The organism is Nonomuraea ceibae, assembly GCF_019396325.1.
Taxonomy (GTDB): domain Bacteria; phylum Actinomycetota; class Actinomycetes; order Streptosporangiales; family Streptosporangiaceae; genus Nonomuraea; species Nonomuraea ceibae.
Genome location: NZ_JAHKRO010000028.1, coordinates 65962 through 84703, shown reverse-complemented (window position 1 = coordinate 84703; position 18742 = coordinate 65962). Strand labels below are relative to the sequence as shown.

At 71.9% G+C, this 18742-nt stretch carries 17 protein-coding genes and 1 pseudogene; 5 read left to right on the top strand and 13 right to left on the bottom strand.

The window, feature by feature from the left end; genetic code table 11:
- From KME80_RS19930 to mraZ, 3 genes and pseudogenes are all read right to left on the bottom strand, one after another.
- Window positions 1–458 (bottom strand): annotated as a pseudogene (locus KME80_RS19930) (hypothetical protein); the annotation flags it as partial.
- The gene (gene rsmH, locus KME80_RS19925) at window positions 442–1413 is read right to left on the bottom strand and encodes a 16S rRNA (cytosine(1402)-N(4))-methyltransferase RsmH (RefSeq protein ID WP_219507286.1); all 972 of its coding nucleotides are present in this window, start codon (window positions 1411–1413) and stop codon (window positions 442–444) included. The pseudogene KME80_RS19930 and the gene rsmH, both read right to left, overlap by 17 nt.
- A gap of 222 nt (window positions 1414–1635) precedes the next feature.
- Complete coding sequence (gene mraZ, locus KME80_RS19920; protein WP_219507284.1) at window positions 1636–2067, bottom strand: division/cell wall cluster transcriptional repressor MraZ; 432 nt, start codon at window positions 2065–2067, stop codon at window positions 1636–1638.
- A gap of 411 nt (window positions 2068–2478) precedes the next feature.
- On the opposite strand from mraZ, the gene KME80_RS19915 reads away from it, so the two are divergent.
- Genes KME80_RS19915 through KME80_RS19905 form a run of 3 tightly spaced genes read left to right on the top strand, consistent with a single transcriptional unit; the run spans window position 2479 to window position 7180 of the window.
- Entirely contained in the window at window positions 2479–3516 is a 1038-nt protein-coding gene (locus KME80_RS19915) for an AAA family ATPase (protein ID WP_372455369.1), read from the top strand.
- On the top strand, window positions 3513–4760 hold the full coding sequence (locus tag KME80_RS19910) for a DUF58 domain-containing protein (protein ID WP_219507281.1): 1248 nt from the start codon (window positions 3513–3515) through the stop codon (window positions 4758–4760). The genes KME80_RS19915 and KME80_RS19910 overlap by 4 nt, the downstream gene beginning before the upstream one ends.
- Window positions 4757–7180, top strand: coding sequence for a transglutaminase TgpA family protein (locus KME80_RS19905; protein WP_219507279.1), 2424 nt, complete (start codon window positions 4757–4759; stop codon window positions 7178–7180). Before KME80_RS19910 ends, KME80_RS19905 begins: the two co-directional genes overlap by 4 nt.
- Window positions 7181–7248: 68 nt before the next feature.
- Here KME80_RS19905 and KME80_RS19900 read toward each other — a convergent pair whose 3' ends face one another.
- The 3 genes from KME80_RS19900 to KME80_RS19890 form a co-directional block, all read right to left on the bottom strand.
- Window positions 7249–7647, bottom strand: coding sequence for an SCO2097 family morphological protein (locus KME80_RS19900; protein WP_219507278.1), 399 nt, complete (start codon window positions 7645–7647; stop codon window positions 7249–7251).
- 202 nt (window positions 7648–7849) lie between these two features.
- On the bottom strand, window positions 7850–9091 hold the full coding sequence (dinB, locus tag KME80_RS19895; protein ID WP_219507277.1) for a DNA polymerase IV: 1242 nt from the start codon (window positions 9089–9091) through the stop codon (window positions 7850–7852).
- A gap of 27 nt (window positions 9092–9118) precedes the next feature.
- The gene (locus tag KME80_RS19890; RefSeq protein WP_219507275.1) at window positions 9119–9877 is read right to left on the bottom strand and encodes a methyltransferase domain-containing protein; all 759 of its coding nucleotides are present in this window, start codon (window positions 9875–9877) and stop codon (window positions 9119–9121) included.
- Between the two features lie 195 nt (window positions 9878–10072).
- Here KME80_RS19890 and KME80_RS19885 point away from each other — a divergent pair, with 195 nt between their 5' ends.
- Entirely contained in the window at window positions 10073–10675 is a 603-nt protein-coding gene (locus KME80_RS19885; protein ID WP_308125841.1) for an acyl-CoA-like ligand-binding transcription factor, read from the top strand.
- Window positions 10676–10770: 95 nt separating this feature from the next.
- Complete coding sequence (locus KME80_RS19880) at window positions 10771–12351, top strand: MDR family MFS transporter (protein ID WP_219507273.1); 1581 nt, start codon at window positions 10771–10773, stop codon at window positions 12349–12351.
- Between the two features lie 123 nt (window positions 12352–12474).
- Here the strand turns inward: KME80_RS19880 and nusB are convergent, their stop codons facing one another.
- The 7 genes from nusB to KME80_RS19850 all read right to left on the bottom strand — a co-directional run bounded on the left by nusB (window position 12475) and on the right by KME80_RS19850 (window position 18666).
- Window positions 12475–12885: a transcription antitermination factor NusB gene (nusB, locus tag KME80_RS19875; RefSeq protein WP_219507271.1), complete on the bottom strand. Its 411-nt coding sequence runs from the start codon at window positions 12883–12885 to the stop codon at window positions 12475–12477.
- Window position 12886: 1 nt separating this feature from the next.
- Window positions 12887–13447, bottom strand: coding sequence for an elongation factor P (gene efp / locus KME80_RS19870; RefSeq protein ID WP_219507269.1), 561 nt, complete (start codon window positions 13445–13447; stop codon window positions 12887–12889).
- A 25-nt stretch (window positions 13448–13472) separates the two neighbouring features.
- On the bottom strand, window positions 13473–14510 hold the full coding sequence (locus tag KME80_RS19865; protein WP_219507268.1) for a M24 family metallopeptidase: 1038 nt from the start codon (window positions 14508–14510) through the stop codon (window positions 13473–13475).
- Between the two features lie 39 nt (window positions 14511–14549).
- Complete coding sequence (locus tag KME80_RS19860) at window positions 14550–15965, bottom strand: serine/threonine-protein kinase (protein ID WP_219507267.1); 1416 nt, start codon at window positions 15963–15965, stop codon at window positions 14550–14552.
- 167 nt (window positions 15966–16132) lie between these two features.
- Window positions 16133–17416, bottom strand: coding sequence for a dicarboxylate/amino acid:cation symporter (locus KME80_RS19855; protein WP_308125840.1), 1284 nt, complete (start codon window positions 17414–17416; stop codon window positions 16133–16135).
- Between the two features lie 60 nt (window positions 17417–17476).
- A complete protein-coding gene (locus KME80_RS53220; RefSeq protein WP_357586608.1) occupies window positions 17477–17539 on the bottom strand; it encodes a putative leader peptide in 63 nt (20 codons plus the stop codon).
- Window positions 17540–17625: 86 nt separating this feature from the next.
- Entirely contained in the window at window positions 17626–18666 is a 1041-nt protein-coding gene (locus KME80_RS19850; RefSeq protein WP_219507266.1) for an LLM class F420-dependent oxidoreductase, read from the bottom strand.
- Between the last annotated feature and the right edge of the window lie 76 nt (window positions 18667–18742).

The following is an 18742-nucleotide window of genomic DNA, read 5'->3' as shown; positions in this document are numbered from 1 at the left end:
GCGGCCTCGGTCCTGGTGCGGCCGGCGCGCTCGGAGGCCGCGCCGGCGGACCGCTCGGCCGCCGTCCGCCCCGTACGCTGCGCGCCGTCGGACGCCGTGCGTGCCGTGCGCGCCGCGCCGGAGCGCTCCGCGTCGGCGGCCGTCCGCCCCGGACGCTCGGCGCGCTCGGCGCCCGTACGTCCCGGACGCCCGGAAGCGTCAGGACCCGGGCGGCCCGCGCGGTCGGCGGCCGGGCGGGGGGTGCGGGATCTGGTGTCGGGCGACGGGCGGGCGCCGCGGGCCGGGCGCGGGTCGGTCTCGGGGACGGGCTTGGCCGGGTGCGGGACGTCGGGCCGGCGCCTGCCGGTCTTCGGTCCGGCCGCGGCCGCGGGCGTGCTCCCGGCCGCGGGACCGGTCGTGGGCACAGTGCCGCGGGCGGGCGCGCCCCGCCGGGTCTCCTGCTCAGTCCTGGTCGTCAACACGGATCCTCTCTGCGGCCCTGAGCCGGGCCGAAGCCGCCCGCGGGTTGCGGGTCAGCTCTTCTTCGCTCGGGAGCTCGGCTCCCCTCGTCAGGAGGCGGAACCGCGGCTGGTGAGCCGGCAGCGGGACGGGCAGCCCGGGCGGGCTGGTGTCCTTGGTTCGCGCCGTGAGGACCTGCTTGGTGAGCCGGTCCTCCAGGGAGTGGTAGGAGAGCACGACGACTCTCCCGCCGAGCGCCAGCGCGTCGAGGGCCGCGGGCAGGGCCGCCTCCAGGGCGGCCAGTTCCGCGTTGACCTCGATGCGCAGCGCCTGGAACGTTCGTTTGGCGGGGTTGCCCCCGGTGCGCCGGGTGGCGGCCGGAATCGCCTCGCGGACGATGTCGGCCAGCCGCTTCGTCGACGTTATGGGGTCTTTGGCCCGTTCCTTGATGATCAGGCCCGCGACACGCGGGGCGAACCTCTCCTCGCCGTAGACGCGCAGGATGCGGGTCAGCTCGGCGGCGGGGTAGGTGTTGACCACGACCTCGGCGGTGAGCTCCTGGTCGGTGTCCATGCGCATGTCGAGCGGGGCGTCGTAGGAATAGGCGAAACCGCGCTCGGCCTCGTCGAGCTGGGGCGAGGAGACGCCCAGGTCGAACAGCACCCCGTCGACCGTGGTGCGCCCGGCGCGGGCCAGCACGGCGGCCATCTCGTCGGACGAGGCGTGGACGAGCGTGGTGCGCCCGGAGTAGGGGGCGAGCCTGCGCGTGGCGTGGTCGATCGCGAACGGGTCGCGGTCGATGCCGATGAGGTGCAGCGCGGGGTGCGCGGCGAGCAGTGCCTCCGCGTGGCCGCCGAGGCCGAGGTTGGCGTCGACGACGACGGGGTCCGGGCCGGTGAGCGCCGGAGCGAGCAGCTCCAGTACGCGCTCGAGCATGACCGGAACGTGACCGCCCTTGGCTGCGTCGTCGTGCATCTCCAAACCCCCCTCTCGCGTCCTGGCTCGCGGATGACGCGGCCGGTCGATGTGTCCGTCCTGCAAAGGGTCCCCACCCCGGTGCCGTCCGGCCAGGTCCCCATCCGCACCCTCTTCGTGGACGCCTGCCATCTGACACCGGGGAAGGTGCATCAGCTGGCCGGCAGTGGTTGCGGGTGGAGACCTCGCCGAACGACATCTCCGACGGCTCGACCGTGACTTCTAGAGAATCCCTGGCAGCACCTCCTCCGACAGGTCGGCGAACGCCTGCTCCTGCGCGTTGAGGTAGGTGTCCCATGCCTGCGCGTCCCAGATCTCCAGCCGGGTGTTGGCACCGATGACCACGCAGTCACGCTGCAGGCCGGCGTACTGCCGCAGCCCCTGCGGGATCGTGATGCGTCCCTGCTTGTCTGGTTTCTCGTCGGACGCGCTGGCGAAGAAGACGCGGCTGTAGTCGCGCACCGCCTTGGCGGTGACCGGGGCGGTGCTGAGAGCCTCGGTTATGCGCTGGAACTCCTCCACGGGAAAGACGTAGAGGCATCGCTCCTGGCCTTTGGTGATCACAAGACCCTCCGCCAGCTCCTCACGGTACTTAGCCGGCAGGAACAGCCGTCCCTTGTCGTCCAGACGCGGTTGATGGGTGCCGAGGAACATCGGCCCCACCTCCCGTGCCTCGTGAAGCGCTCGGCGCTGGTGCACCGGGCCCTCCACTGCGCACCACCATACTCCACTTCTCCCCACCGTCAACTGATTCGAACCCGGTTCATCCGTCGTTTTCCACGCGTTATCGCAGGTCAGCGCGATGGGGTCGGGTGGGGGGCGGGGGCGGCCGCACGGCGGCCCGTGGGCGTGTCGAAGCGGGAAAAGCCCGGCGAATAACCGGCGGAGCCGCTAGAGGGGGCGGCGGTGGGGGAAAGTGGCGCGCCGCGCGGGGGGCGGTGTCACGGCATTCGCACCGCAATGCGACATGAACATGAACAACCTCTGGCTTCTCTGGAATATCCGCAAAAGTCGCTCCGGAACCCACAGAGTCGTAGGGTCGTACAGATAATGGAAAACAATGGCATGTCTCCCGCAAAGGCACCCTTGGGCGGGGCAGGCCGTCGCACCTCTCATGGAGGCCTGGTGGCAGTAACCCATGACGTCCCTCCCCAGCTCGGCGAGCTTGTCTCCACCGCGCACCGGATCCGGCAGGCCATCGAGTCCGTGATCGAGGGGAAGAGCGACGCCGTCCGCCTGACGCTGACCGTCCTGCTCGCCGAGGGCCACCTGTTGATCGAGGACGTCCCGGGAGTCGGCAAGACCATGCTGGCCAAGGCCCTGGCGCGGTCCATCGACTGTCCCGTGCGCCGGGTGCAGTTCACCCCCGACCTGTTGCCCAGCGACATCACCGGTGTGAGCGCTTACAACCAGCAGACCCGGGAGTTCGAGTTCAAGCCCGGGCCGGTGTTCGCCAACATCGTGGTCGGCGACGAGATCAACCGCGCCTCGCCGAAGACGCAGTCGGCCTTGCTGGAGTGCATGGAGGAGCGCCAGGTCACCGTCGACGGCAGGACGTACGAGCTGGACGCGCCGTTCATGGTGATCGCGACGCAGAACCCGATCGAGATGGAGGGCACCTATCCCCTGCCGGAAGCGCAGCGAGACCGGTTCACCGCCAGGGTGGCGATGGGCTATCCGGAGCCGACGGCCGAGCTGGAGATGCTCGACGTGCACGGCGGCACCTCCCCGCTGGACAGGCTGCAGCCGGTCGCCACCGAGGCGGAGGTGCGCGCGCTGATCGCGGCCGTGCGCGGGGTGTACGTGTCGCAGCCGGTCAAGAAGTACGCCATCGACCTGGTCGTGGCCACCCGGCACTCGCCGGACCTGCGGCTGGGCGCCTCCCCCCGGTCGACGCTGCAGCTCGTCCGCGCGGCCAGGGCGAACGCGGCGCTGTCGGGCCGCGACTACGTCATCCCGGACGACCTCCAGGAGCTGGCCGTGCCCGTGCTGGCGCACCGGCTGCTGCCGAGCGTGGAGGCGCAGGGCCAGCGCAGGCTGCCGGAGCAGGTGGTGGCGGAGCTGGTCAGGCGCGTGCCGGTGCCGGAGACCCGGGCGTCGTGAGAGCCGGACTGCGGGCGCTCACCTCGCGGGGACGCTCGTTCCTGGCCTCGGGGATCGCCGCGCTGGTGATGGCGTTCCTGCTGGGTGAGGACGACCTGTTCAGGATCGGCGTGCTGGTGACGGCGCTGCCGCTGCTGGCCGCCCTGGTGGTGGCGCGCACGCGCTACCGGCTGAGCTGCGCCAGGCGGCTGGACCCGGCCAGGGCGGAGGCGGGCGGCGAGGCGACCGTGACGCTGCGCCTGGAGAACGTGACCAGGCTGCCGACCGGGCTGCTGCTGATCGAGGACACCGTCCCGTACGCGCTGGGCGTGCGGCCCCGGTTCGTGCTGGACCGGGTGGAGGCCCGCGGCGTCCGGGAGATCGACTACAAGGTGCGCTCGGACCTGCGCGGCCGCTACCCGATCGGGCCGCTGTCGGTGCGCATCGCCGACCCGTTCGGCCTGGTGGAGCTGACCCGGGCGTTCACGATCACCGACACGCTGGTGGTGACGCCGCAGGTGGTGGCGCTGCCGCACGTACGGCTGTCGGGCGAGTGGACCGGCGGCGGCGACAGCCGCACCCGCAGCGTGGCGGCGGCGGGCGACGACGACGTCGCGCCGCGCGAGTACCGGCAGGGCGACGACCTGCGCCGGGTGCACTGGCGCTCGACCGCCCGCCACGGCGAGCTGATGGTGCGGCGCGAGGAGCAGCAGTGGCAGAGCCGCGGCGCGCTCCTGCTCGACACCCGCCGCTTCGCCCACCGCGGCGAGGGCCCGCGCTCCTCCTTCGAGGTGGCGGTCTCGGCGGCGGCCTCGATCGGCGTGCACCTGGCGCGTGAGGGGCTGGGCCTGCGGCTGGTCACCGACCAGGGCGCCGAGCACCTGACGGACACCGGGCTGAGCTGGTCGCTGCTGGACACGCTGGCGATGGTGCGCGGCAGCTCGGCCAGGTCGCTGGAGATGGGCGTCTCGGCGCTGCGGCAGGGCGGCGGCGACGGGCTGATCGTGGCCGTGCTCGGCTCGCTCGACCCCGAGGAGGCCCGCGAGCTGGCCCGGCTGCGGCACAGCGGCATCACCGCGGTGGCGGTGCTGCTCGACGTGGGCACCTGGGACGGCGGGCAGACGGAGAACTACGACGCCGTGCAGACGGTGCTGGCCGGGTACGGCTGGCGGATCGTCCGGCTGCCCGCGGGCGTCTCGATCGCCTCGGTCTGGCAGGACGCCGGCAGCCGCGGCAGGTACGTGCTCAGCGGAGGTTCGGCATGAGGCTTTCTGTGGCGTCCGCCGTGGCGACGTTCGCCGCGGCGATCCTGCTCTACCCGCTCTTCGAGGGCGGCTCCTGGTTCTGGGCGTCGCTGGGCGCGGTGCTGGCGGTGATGGCGGCGAGCCTGGTGAGCGGGCGGCTGTCGCTGCCGTCGTGGGCGGCGGCGCTGGTGAGCGTGGCCGCGCTGGGCCTGTACCTGACGGTGTCCTTCACCGCCGAGGAGGCCTGGGCGCTGGTGGTGCCGACCAAGGAGTCGGTGCTGGAGCTGGCCGACCTGCTGACCACCGGGTGGGCCGACATCCAGCGCTACGCCGCGCCGGTGCCCGCCAACGAGCCCATCTCCCTGCTGACCTCCGGCGGCGTGGGCGTGATCGCGATCATCGTCGACCTGTTCGCCTCCCGGCTGCGGCGGGCGGCGCTGGCGGGGCTGCCGCTGCTGGCGCTGGCCACGGTGCCGGCCACGATCCTGGCCGACCCGATCAGCTGGCCGGCATTCATCCTGGCGGCGCTCGGCTTCACCAGCCTGCTGATCGCCGACGGGCGCGAGCGGGTGGGGCACTGGGGCCGGGCGGTGCTGGTGCGCCGGACCCGCGCGGCCCAGCAGACGCCGCGGGCGGGCGGGCAGGCCGACACCAGCGGGCTGCGCCTGTCGGGCAAGCGCATCGGCTTCGCGGCGATCGCGCTGGCGGTGGTGGTGCCGGCGGCGCTGCCCGCGATGGAGCCGGTCTCCTTCTTCACCTTCGGCGTGGGCGGCAGCGGCTCCGGGCGGGGCAACTCGATCAGCATCCCGGACCCGATCGCGGACCTGAAGGGGCGGCTGGAGCTGCCGGAGCGGCGCACCGTGCTGACCTACACGAACAACGACAGCAGGCCGCGCTACCTGCGCATCTACGCGCTCGACACGTTCGACGGCGAGCAGTTCGGGATGACGCAGCCGCAGGGCGCTCCGGAGAACCGGACGGACAACGGCCCGCTGCCCCCGCCGCCCGGCCTCGGGCGTGAGGTGAAGGTGGCGGACGTCAGCACGCAGATCACGATGAGCGAGGAGATCTCCAAGCTGTCGTTCCTGCCGCTGCCGTACCCGCCGAGGGCGATCCAGGTGGACGGCGACTGGCGCGCGGACGTCAGCACGCTGATGGTCTTCTCCACCGTCGACGAGGCGGCCGGGCTCGAGTACCAGGTGCTGTCGGGCGAGCCGCAGGTCACCTCCGAGGTGCTCGACTCGCTGCCGCCGGGCGGCGAGGCGGCCGACCCGCGCTACCTGCAGCTGCCGGAGAACCTGCCGGAGGAGATCAGGGAGCTGGCCCGCCAGGAGACCAGAGGCGCCGAGACGGGCTACCAGCGGGCGGTGAAGCTGCAGCAGTTCTTCACCAGGACCGGCGGGTTCGTCTACAGCCTCGAGACGCAGGGGCACAGCAACTCGGCGCTGCAGGACTTCCTCCTGGCCAGCCGGGCGGGCTACTGCGAGCAGTTCGCGGCCTCGATGGCGCTGCTGGCGCGGGTCGTCGGCATCCCCTCGCGGGTGGCGATCGGCTACACGGGCGGCACGCAGATCGGCGGCCAGTGGACGGTGGCGACCAACGACTCGCACGCCTGGCCGGAGCTGTACTTCGAGGGCGTGGGCTGGCTGCCGTTCGAGCCGACGCCGGCGGGGTCGGCGGGGCAGGGCAGCGCCCGGGTGCCCGCGTACACGATCCCGCAGACCCGCTCGACGGGCAGCGCGGATGAGCCGACGCCGGGCTCGTCGGGCAGCCCCGACAGCGAGGCGCTGGGCCCGCAGAACCGCCAGAACCCGCGTCAGCTCGACCGTGAGGCGGCGCTGCTGGCCAACGGCGGGGTGCCGCCGGAGGAGTCGACCCCGCTGATCGCGCAGATCGGCCTCGGCGCGGGCGTGCTCCTGCTGGTGCTGCTCGTCCCGGCCGCGGTGCGGCTGTTCACCCGCAGCAGGCGGGTGCGTGCGCTCGGCTGGAAGGTGAGCGAGCCGTCGGACAAGGTGACGGCCAGGGTGGTGGCGAGCCGCCATCCGGCGGTCGCGGCCGCCTGGGCGGAGCTGGACGACGCGCTGTGCGACTACGGGATGGCGCGCGGGGCGAGCGAGACGCCGCGCGCGCTGGCGCGGCGGCTGACGGAGCAGTACGAGTTCGACGCGGAGGCGGCGGCGTCGATCGCGGCGATCGCCTCGACGGTGGAGCGGGTGCTGTACGCCAGGGAGCCGGGCGAGATCGCGCCGATGGGCAAGGATCTGCGCCGGGTGCGCCAGGCGCTGGCGGCGACCGTGTCGCGGGCCAGGCGGGTGCGGGCGGTGCTGATGCCGCCCTCGACGATGCGCCGGCTGCGCGGCCTGGGCGAGGGCCTGCTGGACGGGTTCGACCGGCTGGAGAACATCAGGCTGCGCCGGACGGCGTCGCAGAAGGGCGCGTGACGAAACGGTCGTGCGGCCGCTCCCCTGGCTGGGGGCGGCCGCACGACCGTTTCACGGGCTGTTGAGGCTCAGCGCTCGTCGTGTCGACGGCGCCAGCGCTCCTCCATGCGTTCCATGAAGGTCCCCCGGTTTCCCCGGCGGGCCTGTTTGCCCGGAGCGGGGGCGCCGGGCGCCGGGGCGGAGTCGCCGCCGAACCCGTTCATGCGTTTCCAACTGGACAGACCCCACAGACACGCGGCGAGCATGACCACGAAACCGCCGACGCCGAGCGGGATCAGGTTGATCACAACGCCGACCATCAGCAGGACGACGCCGAGAGCAAAGCCGACGGAGGCTTTGATCAGGCGACGCTTGTAATGGCTGCGCGGGTCACTGATCCTTACGGTGTTGGCCCACTTCGGGTCCTCGGCGTAGAGGGCCTGCTCGATCTGGTCGAGCAAGCGCTGCTCGTGCTCAGAGAGCGGCACGGCGCCTCCCAAGGACGGCCCCTGGACGGGGAAGACGGCAACGGACGACACGGGGTGTCCGAACCTCGCGGTCGGTTATCCCCAGAATACGAGGCTGTAGACGTAGGCGAAAGCAAACGTCCAACGCAGACCAAACCGGAGGTGACGTCATGGCTTCATTCTGCGCCATATCGCCCTCCTCCCCGGAAGTCGTGACATCTCCTCACGCCTCCATTTCATCAAGTCTGCCCCGGACAAGCGAAGCCGGGAGCACCGCATCGGGGCCGAATCTGCGTACGGCCCGGTCCATGGCCTGCTCGGCCTCGCGCCAGCCGGTCTCCCGCTCACCCAGGCTGAGCTGGCGTGAGGCCGAATCGGCCGGGCGCAGGCCCTCCATCCGGACCCCCACGAGGCGCAGCCGCACCCGTTCCAGACCTGCCGCCTGGAACAGCTCGCACGCTGTGGCGTAAATCTCCTGGGCGACGTCGGTCGGCTCCTTGAGAGTCCGGGACCGGCTGATCGTGGAGAAGTCGGCTCGGCGCAGCTTCACACTTACAGTCCTGCCCACGTGTCCGGCCTTACGCATCCTGGCCGCGACCCGTTCGGACAGTCTCAGCAGCTCACGCCTGATCACGTCGGGGTCGTCGACGTCCGCGGCGAAGGTCTCCTCGTTGCCGATGCTCTTGTCGGGGACGTGCGCGGTCACCGGCCGCTCGTCGCGCCCCCACGCCAGCGCCGCCAGGTGGCCGCCGACCGCCTGGCCGAGCTCGCGCTGCAGCGTGGACACCGGCACTCTGGCCAGGTCGCCGACGGTGCGGATGCCGAGGCGCACGAGCGACTGCTCGGTGCGCTCGCCCACGCCCCACAGCGCCGAGACCGGCAACGGGTGCAGGAAGGCCACGACGTCATCGGGCGGCACCACGAGCATGCCGTCGGGCTTGCACTGCTTTGAGGCGAGTTTGGCGATGAATTTGCTGCCCGCGACGCCCACCGAGCAGGTGATGCCGTAGCGCTCCAGCACCTCGGCCCTGATCCCGGCCGCGATCTCCGCGGGCGAGCCCAGCCGGCGCCGCGCCCCCGCCACGTCGAGGAACGCCTCGTCGGAGGCGATCGGCTCGACGAGCGGCGTGATCGCGTGGAAGATCTCCATCACGCCCCTGGAGACCTCGGCGTACTTGCCGTGGCTGGGCGGGATGATCGTGGCCTGCGGGCACAGCCGGCGCGCCCGGCTCATCGGCATCGCCGAGTGCACGCCCCGCGCCCTGGCCTCGTAGGTGGCGCTGAGCACCACGCCCCGGCCCGCGGGCGAGCCCACGATCACCGGCAGGCCGCGCAGCTCGGGCCGCTCCAGCAGCTCGACGCTGGCGAAGAAGGCGTCCATGTCGACATGCAGGATCGGGCAGCCGCTGTCGTCGCCCCCGGTCCGCGGAGCGGGGCCGATGCCGGTGATCTGCTTGCGAGACACGCCGCCGAGTCTATCCGAACAGGCGTTCTACGCCGAGGCCTTGTGGCCCAGCACGTGCAGCTGGGTCGCGATGTCGCGCAGCACCGGATGGGCGGAGGCGGCCTGCTCCAGCGCCGCCAGCGCCTCGGCGGCGCCGGCCTCGCCGTCGACCAGCCGGCTGGGCACCAGGTCGGCGAAGACACGCACCCCGTGCACCGCGCCCGGCCGGAACCCGGCCGAGGTCAGCAGCCCGGTCAGGGTCTCGCCGGTGAAGCGGCGCGGCGTGGGGTCGCGGTCGCCCCAGCTGCCCATCGGGTCGGCCAGCACGGCCCTGGCCTCGTCGAACTGCCCGGCCAGCGCCCGGTGGATGGCGCTGGCGACGGGGTTGGCGGCCAGCACGCTCACCGCGCCGCCCTCGCGCAGCAGCCCGGCCATCGCCGACAGCGCGCCGACCGGGTCGTCCACGTACTCGAGCACGCTGTGCGACAGCACCAGGTCGGCGCTGTCGCGGCTGAGCAGGTCGCCCAGGTCGGCGGCGTCGCCCTGCAGGCCGCGCACCTCCACGTCACGCTCCTTGGCCCGGCGCTCCAGCGCGGCCAGCGAGTCGGGGCTCGGGTCGACGACGGTCACGGTGTGGCCCAGCGCGGCCAGCGGCACGGCGAACCCTCCGGTGCCGCCCCCGGCGTCGACGATGTCGAGGGCCTCGCGCCCGGTGGCGGCGGCCAGCTCGGCCAGCACCGCCCGTAGCGCGTCCCAGACGACGGCGGTCCGCACCGCCGGGGTCCTCGTGACGCCTTCAGCACGCAACGTCGAGCCTCCCTCTTTCCACCGACCAGCCCAGCCTACGCCGTGCGTGCCGCCCTCCGCGCCCCCGGACGGCAGGCGCTTTCCCTCGGATGCGACAACCGGGCCTCCGTCCGGGATGCGTACCTTGTGTGATCTGCCGTACTTCGCATCATGAAAGATTGCAGATCCTGAAATTTCTTCCCTACCCTGTTCGTTGTGACCACCGTGGACAGCAACGACGAGCTCAGCCGGAGGGACCGCAAGAAGCTCGAGACCCGCGCGGCGCTGGAGCGCGCCGCCCTGACGCTGGTCGCCGAGCGCGGCCTCGCGGGGGTCACGGTGGAGGACATAGCGGAGGCCGTGGACGTCTCCTCGCGCACGTTCTTCAACTACTTCCCGTCCAAGGAAGACGCCCTCATCGGCCGCAACCGGATGGTCGGCGCCGAGCTCAAGGAACGGCTGGCCGGCGTCCCCGGCGACGTGCCCGCCCTCGACGCGCTGCACCTGGTGCTGCGCGAGCAGGCCGAGCAGGTGCAGGACCAGCGCGAGTGGTGGATGCTCCGGCTGAGGGTGCTGGAGCAGAACCCGTCGCTCCTGCCGCACCTCGTCTCCGGCGGCGTCGAGACCGAGCTGGTGCTGACGGGCCTGCTCGCCGAGCGGAGCGGCGACGAGGGCTACGCCCACCTCGTGACGGCCGTCTCCCTGGCGGCCTTCCGGGCCGTGATGATGCGCTGGAGCGCCGGTGACGGGGTCCCCACGCTGACGGTGCTGCTCGACGAGGCGTTCGCCCGGCTGGCCGGCGGCCTGTCCACGCCCTGACCCGCCCCGAAGACCCTCCCAAGACCTTCCCTGAACCATCGCCCGACCGCGCGGCGCCCGACCGGGGCGCCGCGTGCCCCTGCCTGAGAGGAAACATGACAACGACCAGCGCGCAGCCCGGACCCGAGGCCGCGCCCGCCGAGCGCACATCCCGGCGCAAGGTCCTGCAGGCTCTGTCAGGGCTGATGGTGGGCATGTTCGTGTCCATCCTGGCCTCGACCGTCGTGGCCAACGCCCTGCCCCGCATCATCACCGACCTGAACGGCTCCCAGACCGTCTACACCTGGATCGTCACCTCCGAGCTGCTGGCCATGACGGCCACGGTGCCGCTCTGGGGGAAGATGTCCGACCTCTACAGCAAGAAGCTGCTCATCCAGCTCTCCCTGGGACTGTTCGTCGCCGGCTCGCTCATCGCGGGCCTGACGCCGAACGTGGAGATCCTCATCGTCAGCCGGGTCGTCCAGGGCGTCGGCGCGGGCGGCATGACGGCGCTGTCGATGGTCGTGATGGCGGCCATGATCCCGCCGCGCGAGCTGGGCCGCTACGCCGGCATCTTCGGCGCCGTGTTCGGCATCGGCACGGTCGCCGGGCCGCTGATCGGCGGCGTGCTCGTCGACACCTCCTGGCTCGGCTGGCGCTGGTGCTTCCTGTTCGGCGTGCCGTTCACGATCGTGGCCATCATCCTGCTGCAGCGCACGCTGAACCTGCCGGTGGTGCGCAAGGACGTGAAGGTCGACTACCTGGGCGCGCTGCTCATCACGGTGGGCGTCTCCACGCTGCTCATCTGGTCGTCGCTGGCCGGCCACCAGTTCGCCTGGGGCTCCTGGTGGACCGTGGGCCTCGTGGGCGGCGGCCTGATCGTCCTGGCGCTGGCCGTCTGGGTGGAGTCGCGGGCGCCTGAGCCGATCATCCCGCTGTACCTGTTCCGCAACCGCACCGTCACCCTCACCACCGTGGCGAGCGTGCTGGTGGGTGTGGCGATGTTCGGCGGCACCGTGTTCCTGTCGCAGTACTTCCAGGTGGCGCTCGGCAAGTCGCCGACCGTCGCGGGCCTGATGAGCCTGCCGATGGTGTTCGGCCTGCTGATCTCCTCGACCGTCGCGGGCCAGCTCATCACCAAGTGGGGCCGCTGGAAGGGCTTCCTGGTGGCGGGCGGCGTCACGATGCTCGCCGGGATGGCCCTGCTCAGCACCATCGACGGCAAGACCAGCACGGTGCTGCTCGGCGTCTACATGGCGGTGCTCGGCATCGGCGTCGGCATGCTCATGCAGAACCTGGTCCTGGCCGCGCAGAACGACGTCCCCGCGCACGACCTGGGCGTCACCACCTCGGCGCTGTCGTTCTTCCGCAGCATGGGCGGCACGATCGGCGTCAGCGCGCTGGGCGCGGTGCTGGCCAGCCAGGTGACGTCGCAGATGAAGGAGCGGCTCGGCCCGCTGGCCGCCGGGGGCGGCGGGGGCGAGGGCGCGGTCCCGGACATCTCCACGCTGCCGCCGCAGGTGGTGGCGATCATCCAGGACGTGTACGCGACGGCCACCGCCGACCTGTTTCTCATCGGGGTGCCGCTGACGGCGCTGGCCCTGGTGGCGGTGCTGTTCCTGAAGGAGAAGCCGCTCAACGACCTGTCGGGCGAGGAGCGCCTGGCCCAGGAGCGGGCCGTGGCCCCCGGCCACTGATGGACGCCGTGGCCTCTGCGTCACTGATCGGCGCAGCGGGTCACGCGGGCCGCGGCCGGCCTCCGGGCCGGACGCGGCCTTCGCCGTCTTCGCCGGGGCGCACGGCCCCGGGGCGGCCCCGCGCTAGAGGGTCAGGCTGGGCTTGAGCTGCTTGAAGCGGGCCAGCAGCCCGTTGATGAACTGCGGCGACTCGTCCGTCGACAGCTCACCGGCCAGGTGGACCCACTCGCTGATGACGACGCCCTCGGGGACGTCGGGCATCCACAGCAGCTCGTACGTGCCGCCGCGCAGCAGGTTGCGGTCGACGGCGGGCATGCGTTCGAGGGTCCAGCCCTCGGAGTAGGTCGTGATGAGCTCGTCGATGCGGGCGTGGTGCCGGGCGACGCCCTCGACGATGGCCGAGGTGTATTCGTTGACCGGCGGGTCGCCCCGCTCCACCCGCTCGGCGAGGATCTTGAGCGGGTCCTCCGTGCGCAGTTCGGCCTCGAAGAGGATGTCGAGGGCGCGCCTGCGTGCTTTGCCTCGTGCCGACACCTCAGGCCCGGCCGAGGTACTCGCCGCTGCGGGTGTCGACCTTGACCCGCTCGCCGGTGGTGATGAACAGCGGCACCTTGATCTCGGCGCCGGTCTCCAGGGTGGCGGGCTTGGTGCCGCCGGTGGAGCGGTCGCCCTGCAGGCCGGGCTCGGTCTCGGCGACGGTCAGCTCGACGGCGGCGGGCAGGTCCACGTAGAGCGCGGAGCCCTCGTTGAAGGCCACCGTGGCGAGCGTGTTCTCCAGCATGTAGTTGGCGGCGTCACCGACGGTGCGGCTGGAGACGTTGACCATGTCGTAGGTCTCGGTGTCCATGAACACGAAGTCGTCGCCGTCACGGTAGGAATACTGCATCTCGCGCTTGTCGACGTTGGCCACGTCGACCTTGACGCCGGCGTTGAAGGTCTTGTCGACGACCTTGCCGGACAGCACGTTCTTGAGCTTGGTGCGCACGAAAGCGCCGCCCTTGCCCGGCTTGACGTGCTGGAACTCCACGACGGCCCACAGTTCACCACCGTCGAGCTTCAGCACCATGCCGTTCTTGAGGTCGTTGGTCGTCGCCACTCGTCATCTCCCGCGTGCGGCCGCTCTACAGAACGAGCAGCTCCTTGGTCGTCTTGGTGAAAAGTTCCGCGCCGCCCCCGCGTGTCACGACTGTGTCCTCGATGCGAACGCCGCCCCGGCCCGGGAGATAGACCCCCGGCTCGACGGTGATCGGAACTCGGTCCTCAAGTCTACCGGTACGCGAAGGGCCGAGGAACGGCTCCTCGTGGATCTCCAGGCCGACGCCGTGGCCGAGGCCGTGACGGAAGTGGTCGCCGTGACCGGCGGCCTTGATGATGTCGCGTGAGGCGGCGTCCACCTGCTTGGCCTCGGCCCCGGGGAGCACCGCCAGGCTGCCGGCCCGCTGCGCCTGGGCCACCAGCTCATAGATCTCCCGCTGCCAGGCGGCGGGCTCGCCGAGGCTGACCGTACGGGTCATGTCGGCGTGGTAGCCCTGGTAGAGGGCGCCGAAGTCCATGGTGACGAGGTCGCCGGAGCGCAGCTCCCTGTCGGTGGGGGCGTGGTGGGGGACGGCGCCGTTCTCGCCGGCGGCGACGATGGTCTCGAAGGCGGGCTTGTCGGCGCCCAGCTCGATCATCCGGGCGTCGAGGAGGCGGGCCAGGTCGCGTTCGGTGACGCCGGGCCCGATGGTGCGGATGATGTCGGCAAACGCCTGGTCGGTGATGGCGCAGGCGGTGCGCAGGAGCTCCAGCTCGTCGTCGTCCTTGACCGCCCTGAGCCGTTCGACCAGGGGCTCCAGCGGGACGAGCCCGGCGCCGAGCCGGTGGTAGGTCGCCACGCTCATGCTGGCGGCCTCGATGCCGACGCCGGGGGCGGCGAGCTCGCCCGCCACGTCGGACGCCTCCGCGGCCTCGACGTCGAGGCCGCGGGTCTTGTCGATGTAGCGGTTGTCGGTGACGAGCAGGGCCGAGCCGTCCGCCCTGATCAGGACGGCGGCGTTGGAGCTGGCCAGCCCGGTGAGGTAGCGGACGTTGACCGCCGAGGTGACCAGCATGGCCTCGACCTCGTGCGCGGGCAGCATCGCCGCGAGCCGGGCCCGTCGCTCCTGATAATTGACCGTCATTTCGCCAATGTACGCGTATCGAACATCACCTCGGGGCGCCTACTCCAGACGCCATTCGCTCAGCCACTCCGGCAGCGGCCCCTCCTTGGCGATCTTGCCCTTCTCCTGGGCGCGCAGGAGGTCGCGCAGGACGCCGCGGACGTGGTCGCGCCCGGAGTCCTCGTGCCCCTCGGCGAACTTGCGGGCGGCCTTGGCGAGCTTGTCCTGGGCCTTGCCGGCGACGCGGGGGTCGATGCCGTTCAGCCGCATCTGGGCGGTCAGCGCGGAGCCGAACTGCCTGAGGTAGCCCTCCCAGCCCCCCGGCGGCACGCCGACGCCGACGGTGCCCTTGGGGTTCGCCCCGCCGGTCTCCCGCAGCGAGGTGGGCTCGCGGGCGGGCTCGGGGGTGGTGGTGGGGAGGGGTTCGACGGTGGGCATGGGCTCGGGCGTGGTGTCGGGCGTGCTGGTCACGGCCACCGACGGGGCGGTGGTGTTCTCGGCGACCGGCTGCTCGTCCCCGGAGGCGCCCCAGAGGATCATCACGACGGTGATGGCGACGATCGCGGCCAGGGCGGCGCCGAACTGGACGTACAGCCGCCGGTTCCCGCCGCCCCCGCCGCCCGGTGGCGGGGGCGCGAGCTCGGCCGCGTCGAAGACGGCCGTGTCACCGGCCCGCGGGGCGGGGGCCTGGAGCGGGGGCCGCGCGTGCACCTCGGTCGTGGGCGGCGGCACGGTGGCGCGCGGCCTGGCGACGGCGACCAGCGCCCGGCGCAGTGACTCGCCGCTGGCGGGACGGCGGCCGGGGTCGGCGGACAGCAGGGACATCACCAGCCGGTCGAGCTCCGCGGGCACGCCCTGGCGCAGCGCGCCCGGCGGCTGCCCGGCGGGCTTCTGGCCGGTGAGCAACTCATAGCAGACCACGCCGAGCGCGTACAGGTCCGCGGGCGGCCCGCCCTCCCCCTCGGGGGCCCGGTAGTGCGGGTCGCCGTCGCCGGGCGCCTGCTCGCCCAGGCCGAACCCGACGACCTTCAGCACCCCGCTGCCCGCCTGCCGGAAGCTGTGCGGGCGGACGTGCCCGTGCACCACGCCGGCCCGGTGCGCGGCGTCCAGCCCGGCGGCGGCCTGGCCGATCAGGTCGCACACCTCCACGACCTTCAGCGGCCCGCGCGCGGCCAGCTCCTCGTCCAGGCTGGGCCCGGTGAGGAACTCCATCACCAGGAACGGCGCCCCCTCGTGGTCGCCCACGTCGAGCACCATGGCCACGTTCGGGTGGATGACCCGGGCGACCGCCTGGGCGTGCTCGCGCAGCACCTGGCGGGTGGCCGCGCCCTTGGCCCTGGCGCCCAGGATCTTGACCGCCACGGTCCAGTCGGCGCGGGTGTCGTAGCCGCGCCACAGCTCTCCCATCGGCCCGCTGCCGATGAGCTCGTCAAGCCGGTACCGGCCTGCGACCAGGGACGGCGTCGCGTCGGACATATCTCCGCCAATACTCACAACTCACCACTGCAGTTTCGGACCAACCATAGGCCCCACAGCCCCCGCCCGCCGCACATCCGGCCGTGCGCGCGGGAAGATCCGCCGTCCGGAGACAGCAAGAGGGCGGGGAGCCGGGTGGCTCCCCGCCCTCGGGCGTCGATGTCAGGTCAGGCCGGGACCGGCTCCGGCGAGCGCGTGGCGGCGGGGCCGCCGGTGAGGGGCTGGGACGGGGCGTTGAAGACGGCCTCGTCCAGGCGGCCCTCCGAGCGCGCGACCAGCACCGGGACGACCATCTGCCCCGTCACGTTGGTGGCGGTGCGGATCATGTCCAGGATCGGGTCGATGGCCAGCAGCAGCCCGACGCCCTCCAGCGGCAGGCCCAGCGTGCTGAGCGTGAGCGTGAGCATGACGATGGCGCCCGTGAGCCCGGCGGTGGCGGCGGAGCCGACGACCGAGACGAACGCGATCAGCAGGTACTCCCCCAGCCCGAGCGGCACGCCGAACACCTGGGCCACGAAGATCGCGGCCAGCGCCGGGTAGACGGAGGCGCAGCCGTCCATCTTGGTGGTCGCGCCGAACGGCACGGCGAAGGAGGCGTAGTCGGCGTCGACGCCGTTGCGCTCGACGGTGACGCGCTGGGTCAGCGGCAGGGTGCCGACGGAGGAGCGGGAGACGAAGGCCAGCTCGATGGCGGGCCAGGCGTTGCGGAAGAAGCGGATCGGGCTGACCTTGCCCCAGACGGCGAGCAGCGTCGGGTAGACGGCCAGCAGCACGATGAAGCAGCCGATGTAGACGGCGGCGCTGAACTTGGCGAGCGGGGCGAGCAGGTCCCAGCCGTAGGTGGAGACGGCCTTGCCGATGAGCCCGGCGGTGCCGATGGGGGCGAGCCGGATGACCCACCACAGGGCCTTCTGGACCAGCTCAAGCACCGAGCGGCCGAGGTTGAGCAGGGGCTCGGCCTTCTCGCCGACGGCCAGCGCGGCGGCGCCGACCACCACGCCGAGGAACACGATCTGCAGGACGTTGACCTCGGTGAAGGCGGTGACGACGTTGGTCGGCACGATGCCGGTGACGAAGTCGAGCCAGGAGCCGGTGTTCTCGGGGGCCTTGGCGGCGCCGGTGTCGAGGGTGACGCCGCGGCCGGGGTTGACGAGCAGGCCGAGGCCGATGGCGAAGGCCACGGAGACCGCGGCGGTGACGAGGAACCACAGCAGCGTCTTGGAGGCCAGCCGGGCGGCGCCGTTGACGTTACGCAGGTTGGCGACGCTGACGAGGACGGCGGTGAACACCAGCGGCGGCACCGCGAGCTTGAGGAGCTGGACGAAGAGCGCGCCGACCTGGGTCAGCGTCTCGGCGAGCCAGGCGACGTCCCAAATCCTGGCGACGAACCCGAGGGCCACGCCGAGCACGAGGCCCAGCAGCAACTGCAGGGAAAAGCTGAATCTCTTCACGGAAAACAGAACTCCGGAGGTGGGAAGGGGTGTCTGGCGATCGAGCGCGGGAATGCGCGATCAGCGACAGAGCGAGCCCAGCACGCGGCACAGATCGATGTGCAGCCGCTCCACGAGCCGCACGATGATGACCGAAAACCTCACGGACGTCCCTAACAAGGGGCTCGTTCACCTTTATTCCAAGAACGAGCCCCTTGTCGGAAAAACTTTCAGCCGGCGATCTCCTTGATCGTCTCGATCAGCCGCACCCGGTCCTCGTGCGTGCGGCCCAGCGGGGCGACGTTGAGCGTCGTCACGCCCGACTCCTTCATCGCGGCCACCCGGTCACGCACGAAGCCCTCGTCGCCGATCAGCGACATCTTCTCCAGCAGCTCCTGCGGCACCAGCGCCGCCGCCTCGTCCTTCTTGCCGTCGAGGTAGAGGTCCTGGATCCGCTCGGCCTCCTTCTCGTAGCCGTAGCGCCGGGCCAGGTCGTTGTAGAAGTTCTTGCCCTTGGCGCCCATGCCGCCGATGTACAGGGCGGCCATCGGGCGGCCGAACTCCAGCAGCCCGGCCACGTCGTCGCCGATCGCCAGCGACGCCTGCGCGATCACGTCCAGCTCGCCCAGCTCCGGGTCGCGCCTGGCCTTCCCGGCGGCCAGCGAGGGGCCCCACACGTCGGCGGCCTTCTCCGGCATGTAGAAGATCGGCTCCCAGCCCTCGGCGAGCTCGGCGGTCAGCTCGACGTTCTTGGGGCCGATGGCGGCGACCACGATCGGGATGCGGGGGCGTACCGGGTGGTTGATGAGCTTGAGCGGCTTGCCCAGTCCGGTGCCGCGGTCGGCGGGCAGGGGCAGCGTGTAGTGCTTGCCGTCGTACTGGACGCGCTCGCGCCGCCACACCTGGCGGCAGATCTCGATGACCTCGCGGGTACGGCCCAGCGGCGCGGTGTAGGGGACGCCGTGGAAGCCCTCGATGACCTGCGGGCCGGAGGCGCCCAGGCCGAGCGTGAAGCGGCCGTCGGAGACGTAGTCCATGCCCGCGGCCGTCATCGCCAGCAGCGTGGGCGTGCGCGAGTAGATGGGCAGGATGCCGGAGGCGATCTCCAGCCGCTCGGTCCTGGCCGCGATGTAGCCCATCTGGCTGACGGCGTCGAAACTGTAGGCCTCGGCCACGAAGACGATGTCGAGCCCGGCCTTCTCGTAGTCGGCCAGCTCGGCGACCGTCTCCTTGAAACCGCCCGAGTAGTTCAGTGCCATCCCGATGCGCATGCCCGACTCCCCACCTACCGAATGATGTTCCGTTGCGATGGCGAAAGGCTATCGCAGCGGCGAGCCGCTAGCTTGG

Bases quoted from the DNA above. Each gene is read 5' to 3' on its own strand.
- rsmH (WP_219507286.1), bottom strand. From the start codon at position 1,413: ATGCACGACGACGCAGCCAAGGGCGGTCACGTTCCGGTCATGCTCGAG.
- KME80_RS19905 (WP_219507279.1), top strand. From the start codon at position 4,757: ATGAGGCTTTCTGTGGCGTCCGCCGTGGCGACGTTCGCCGCGGCGATC.
- KME80_RS19915 (WP_372455369.1), top strand. From the start codon at position 2,479: ATGTCTCCCGCAAAGGCACCCTTGGGCGGGGCAGGCCGTCGCACCTCT.
- KME80_RS19860 (WP_219507267.1), bottom strand. From the start codon at position 15,965: ATGTCCGACGCGACGCCGTCCCTGGTCGCAGGCCGGTACCGGCTTGAC.
- KME80_RS19880 (WP_219507273.1), top strand. From the start codon at position 10,771: ATGACAACGACCAGCGCGCAGCCCGGACCCGAGGCCGCGCCCGCCGAG.
- KME80_RS19865 (WP_219507268.1), bottom strand. From the start codon at position 14,510: ATGACGGTCAATTATCAGGAGCGACGGGCCCGGCTCGCGGCGATGCTG.
- KME80_RS19850 (WP_219507266.1), bottom strand. From the start codon at position 18,666: ATGCGCATCGGGATGGCACTGAACTACTCGGGCGGTTTCAAGGAGACG.
- mraZ (WP_219507284.1), bottom strand. From the start codon at position 2,067: ATGTTCCTCGGCACCCATCAACCGCGTCTGGACGACAAGGGACGGCTG.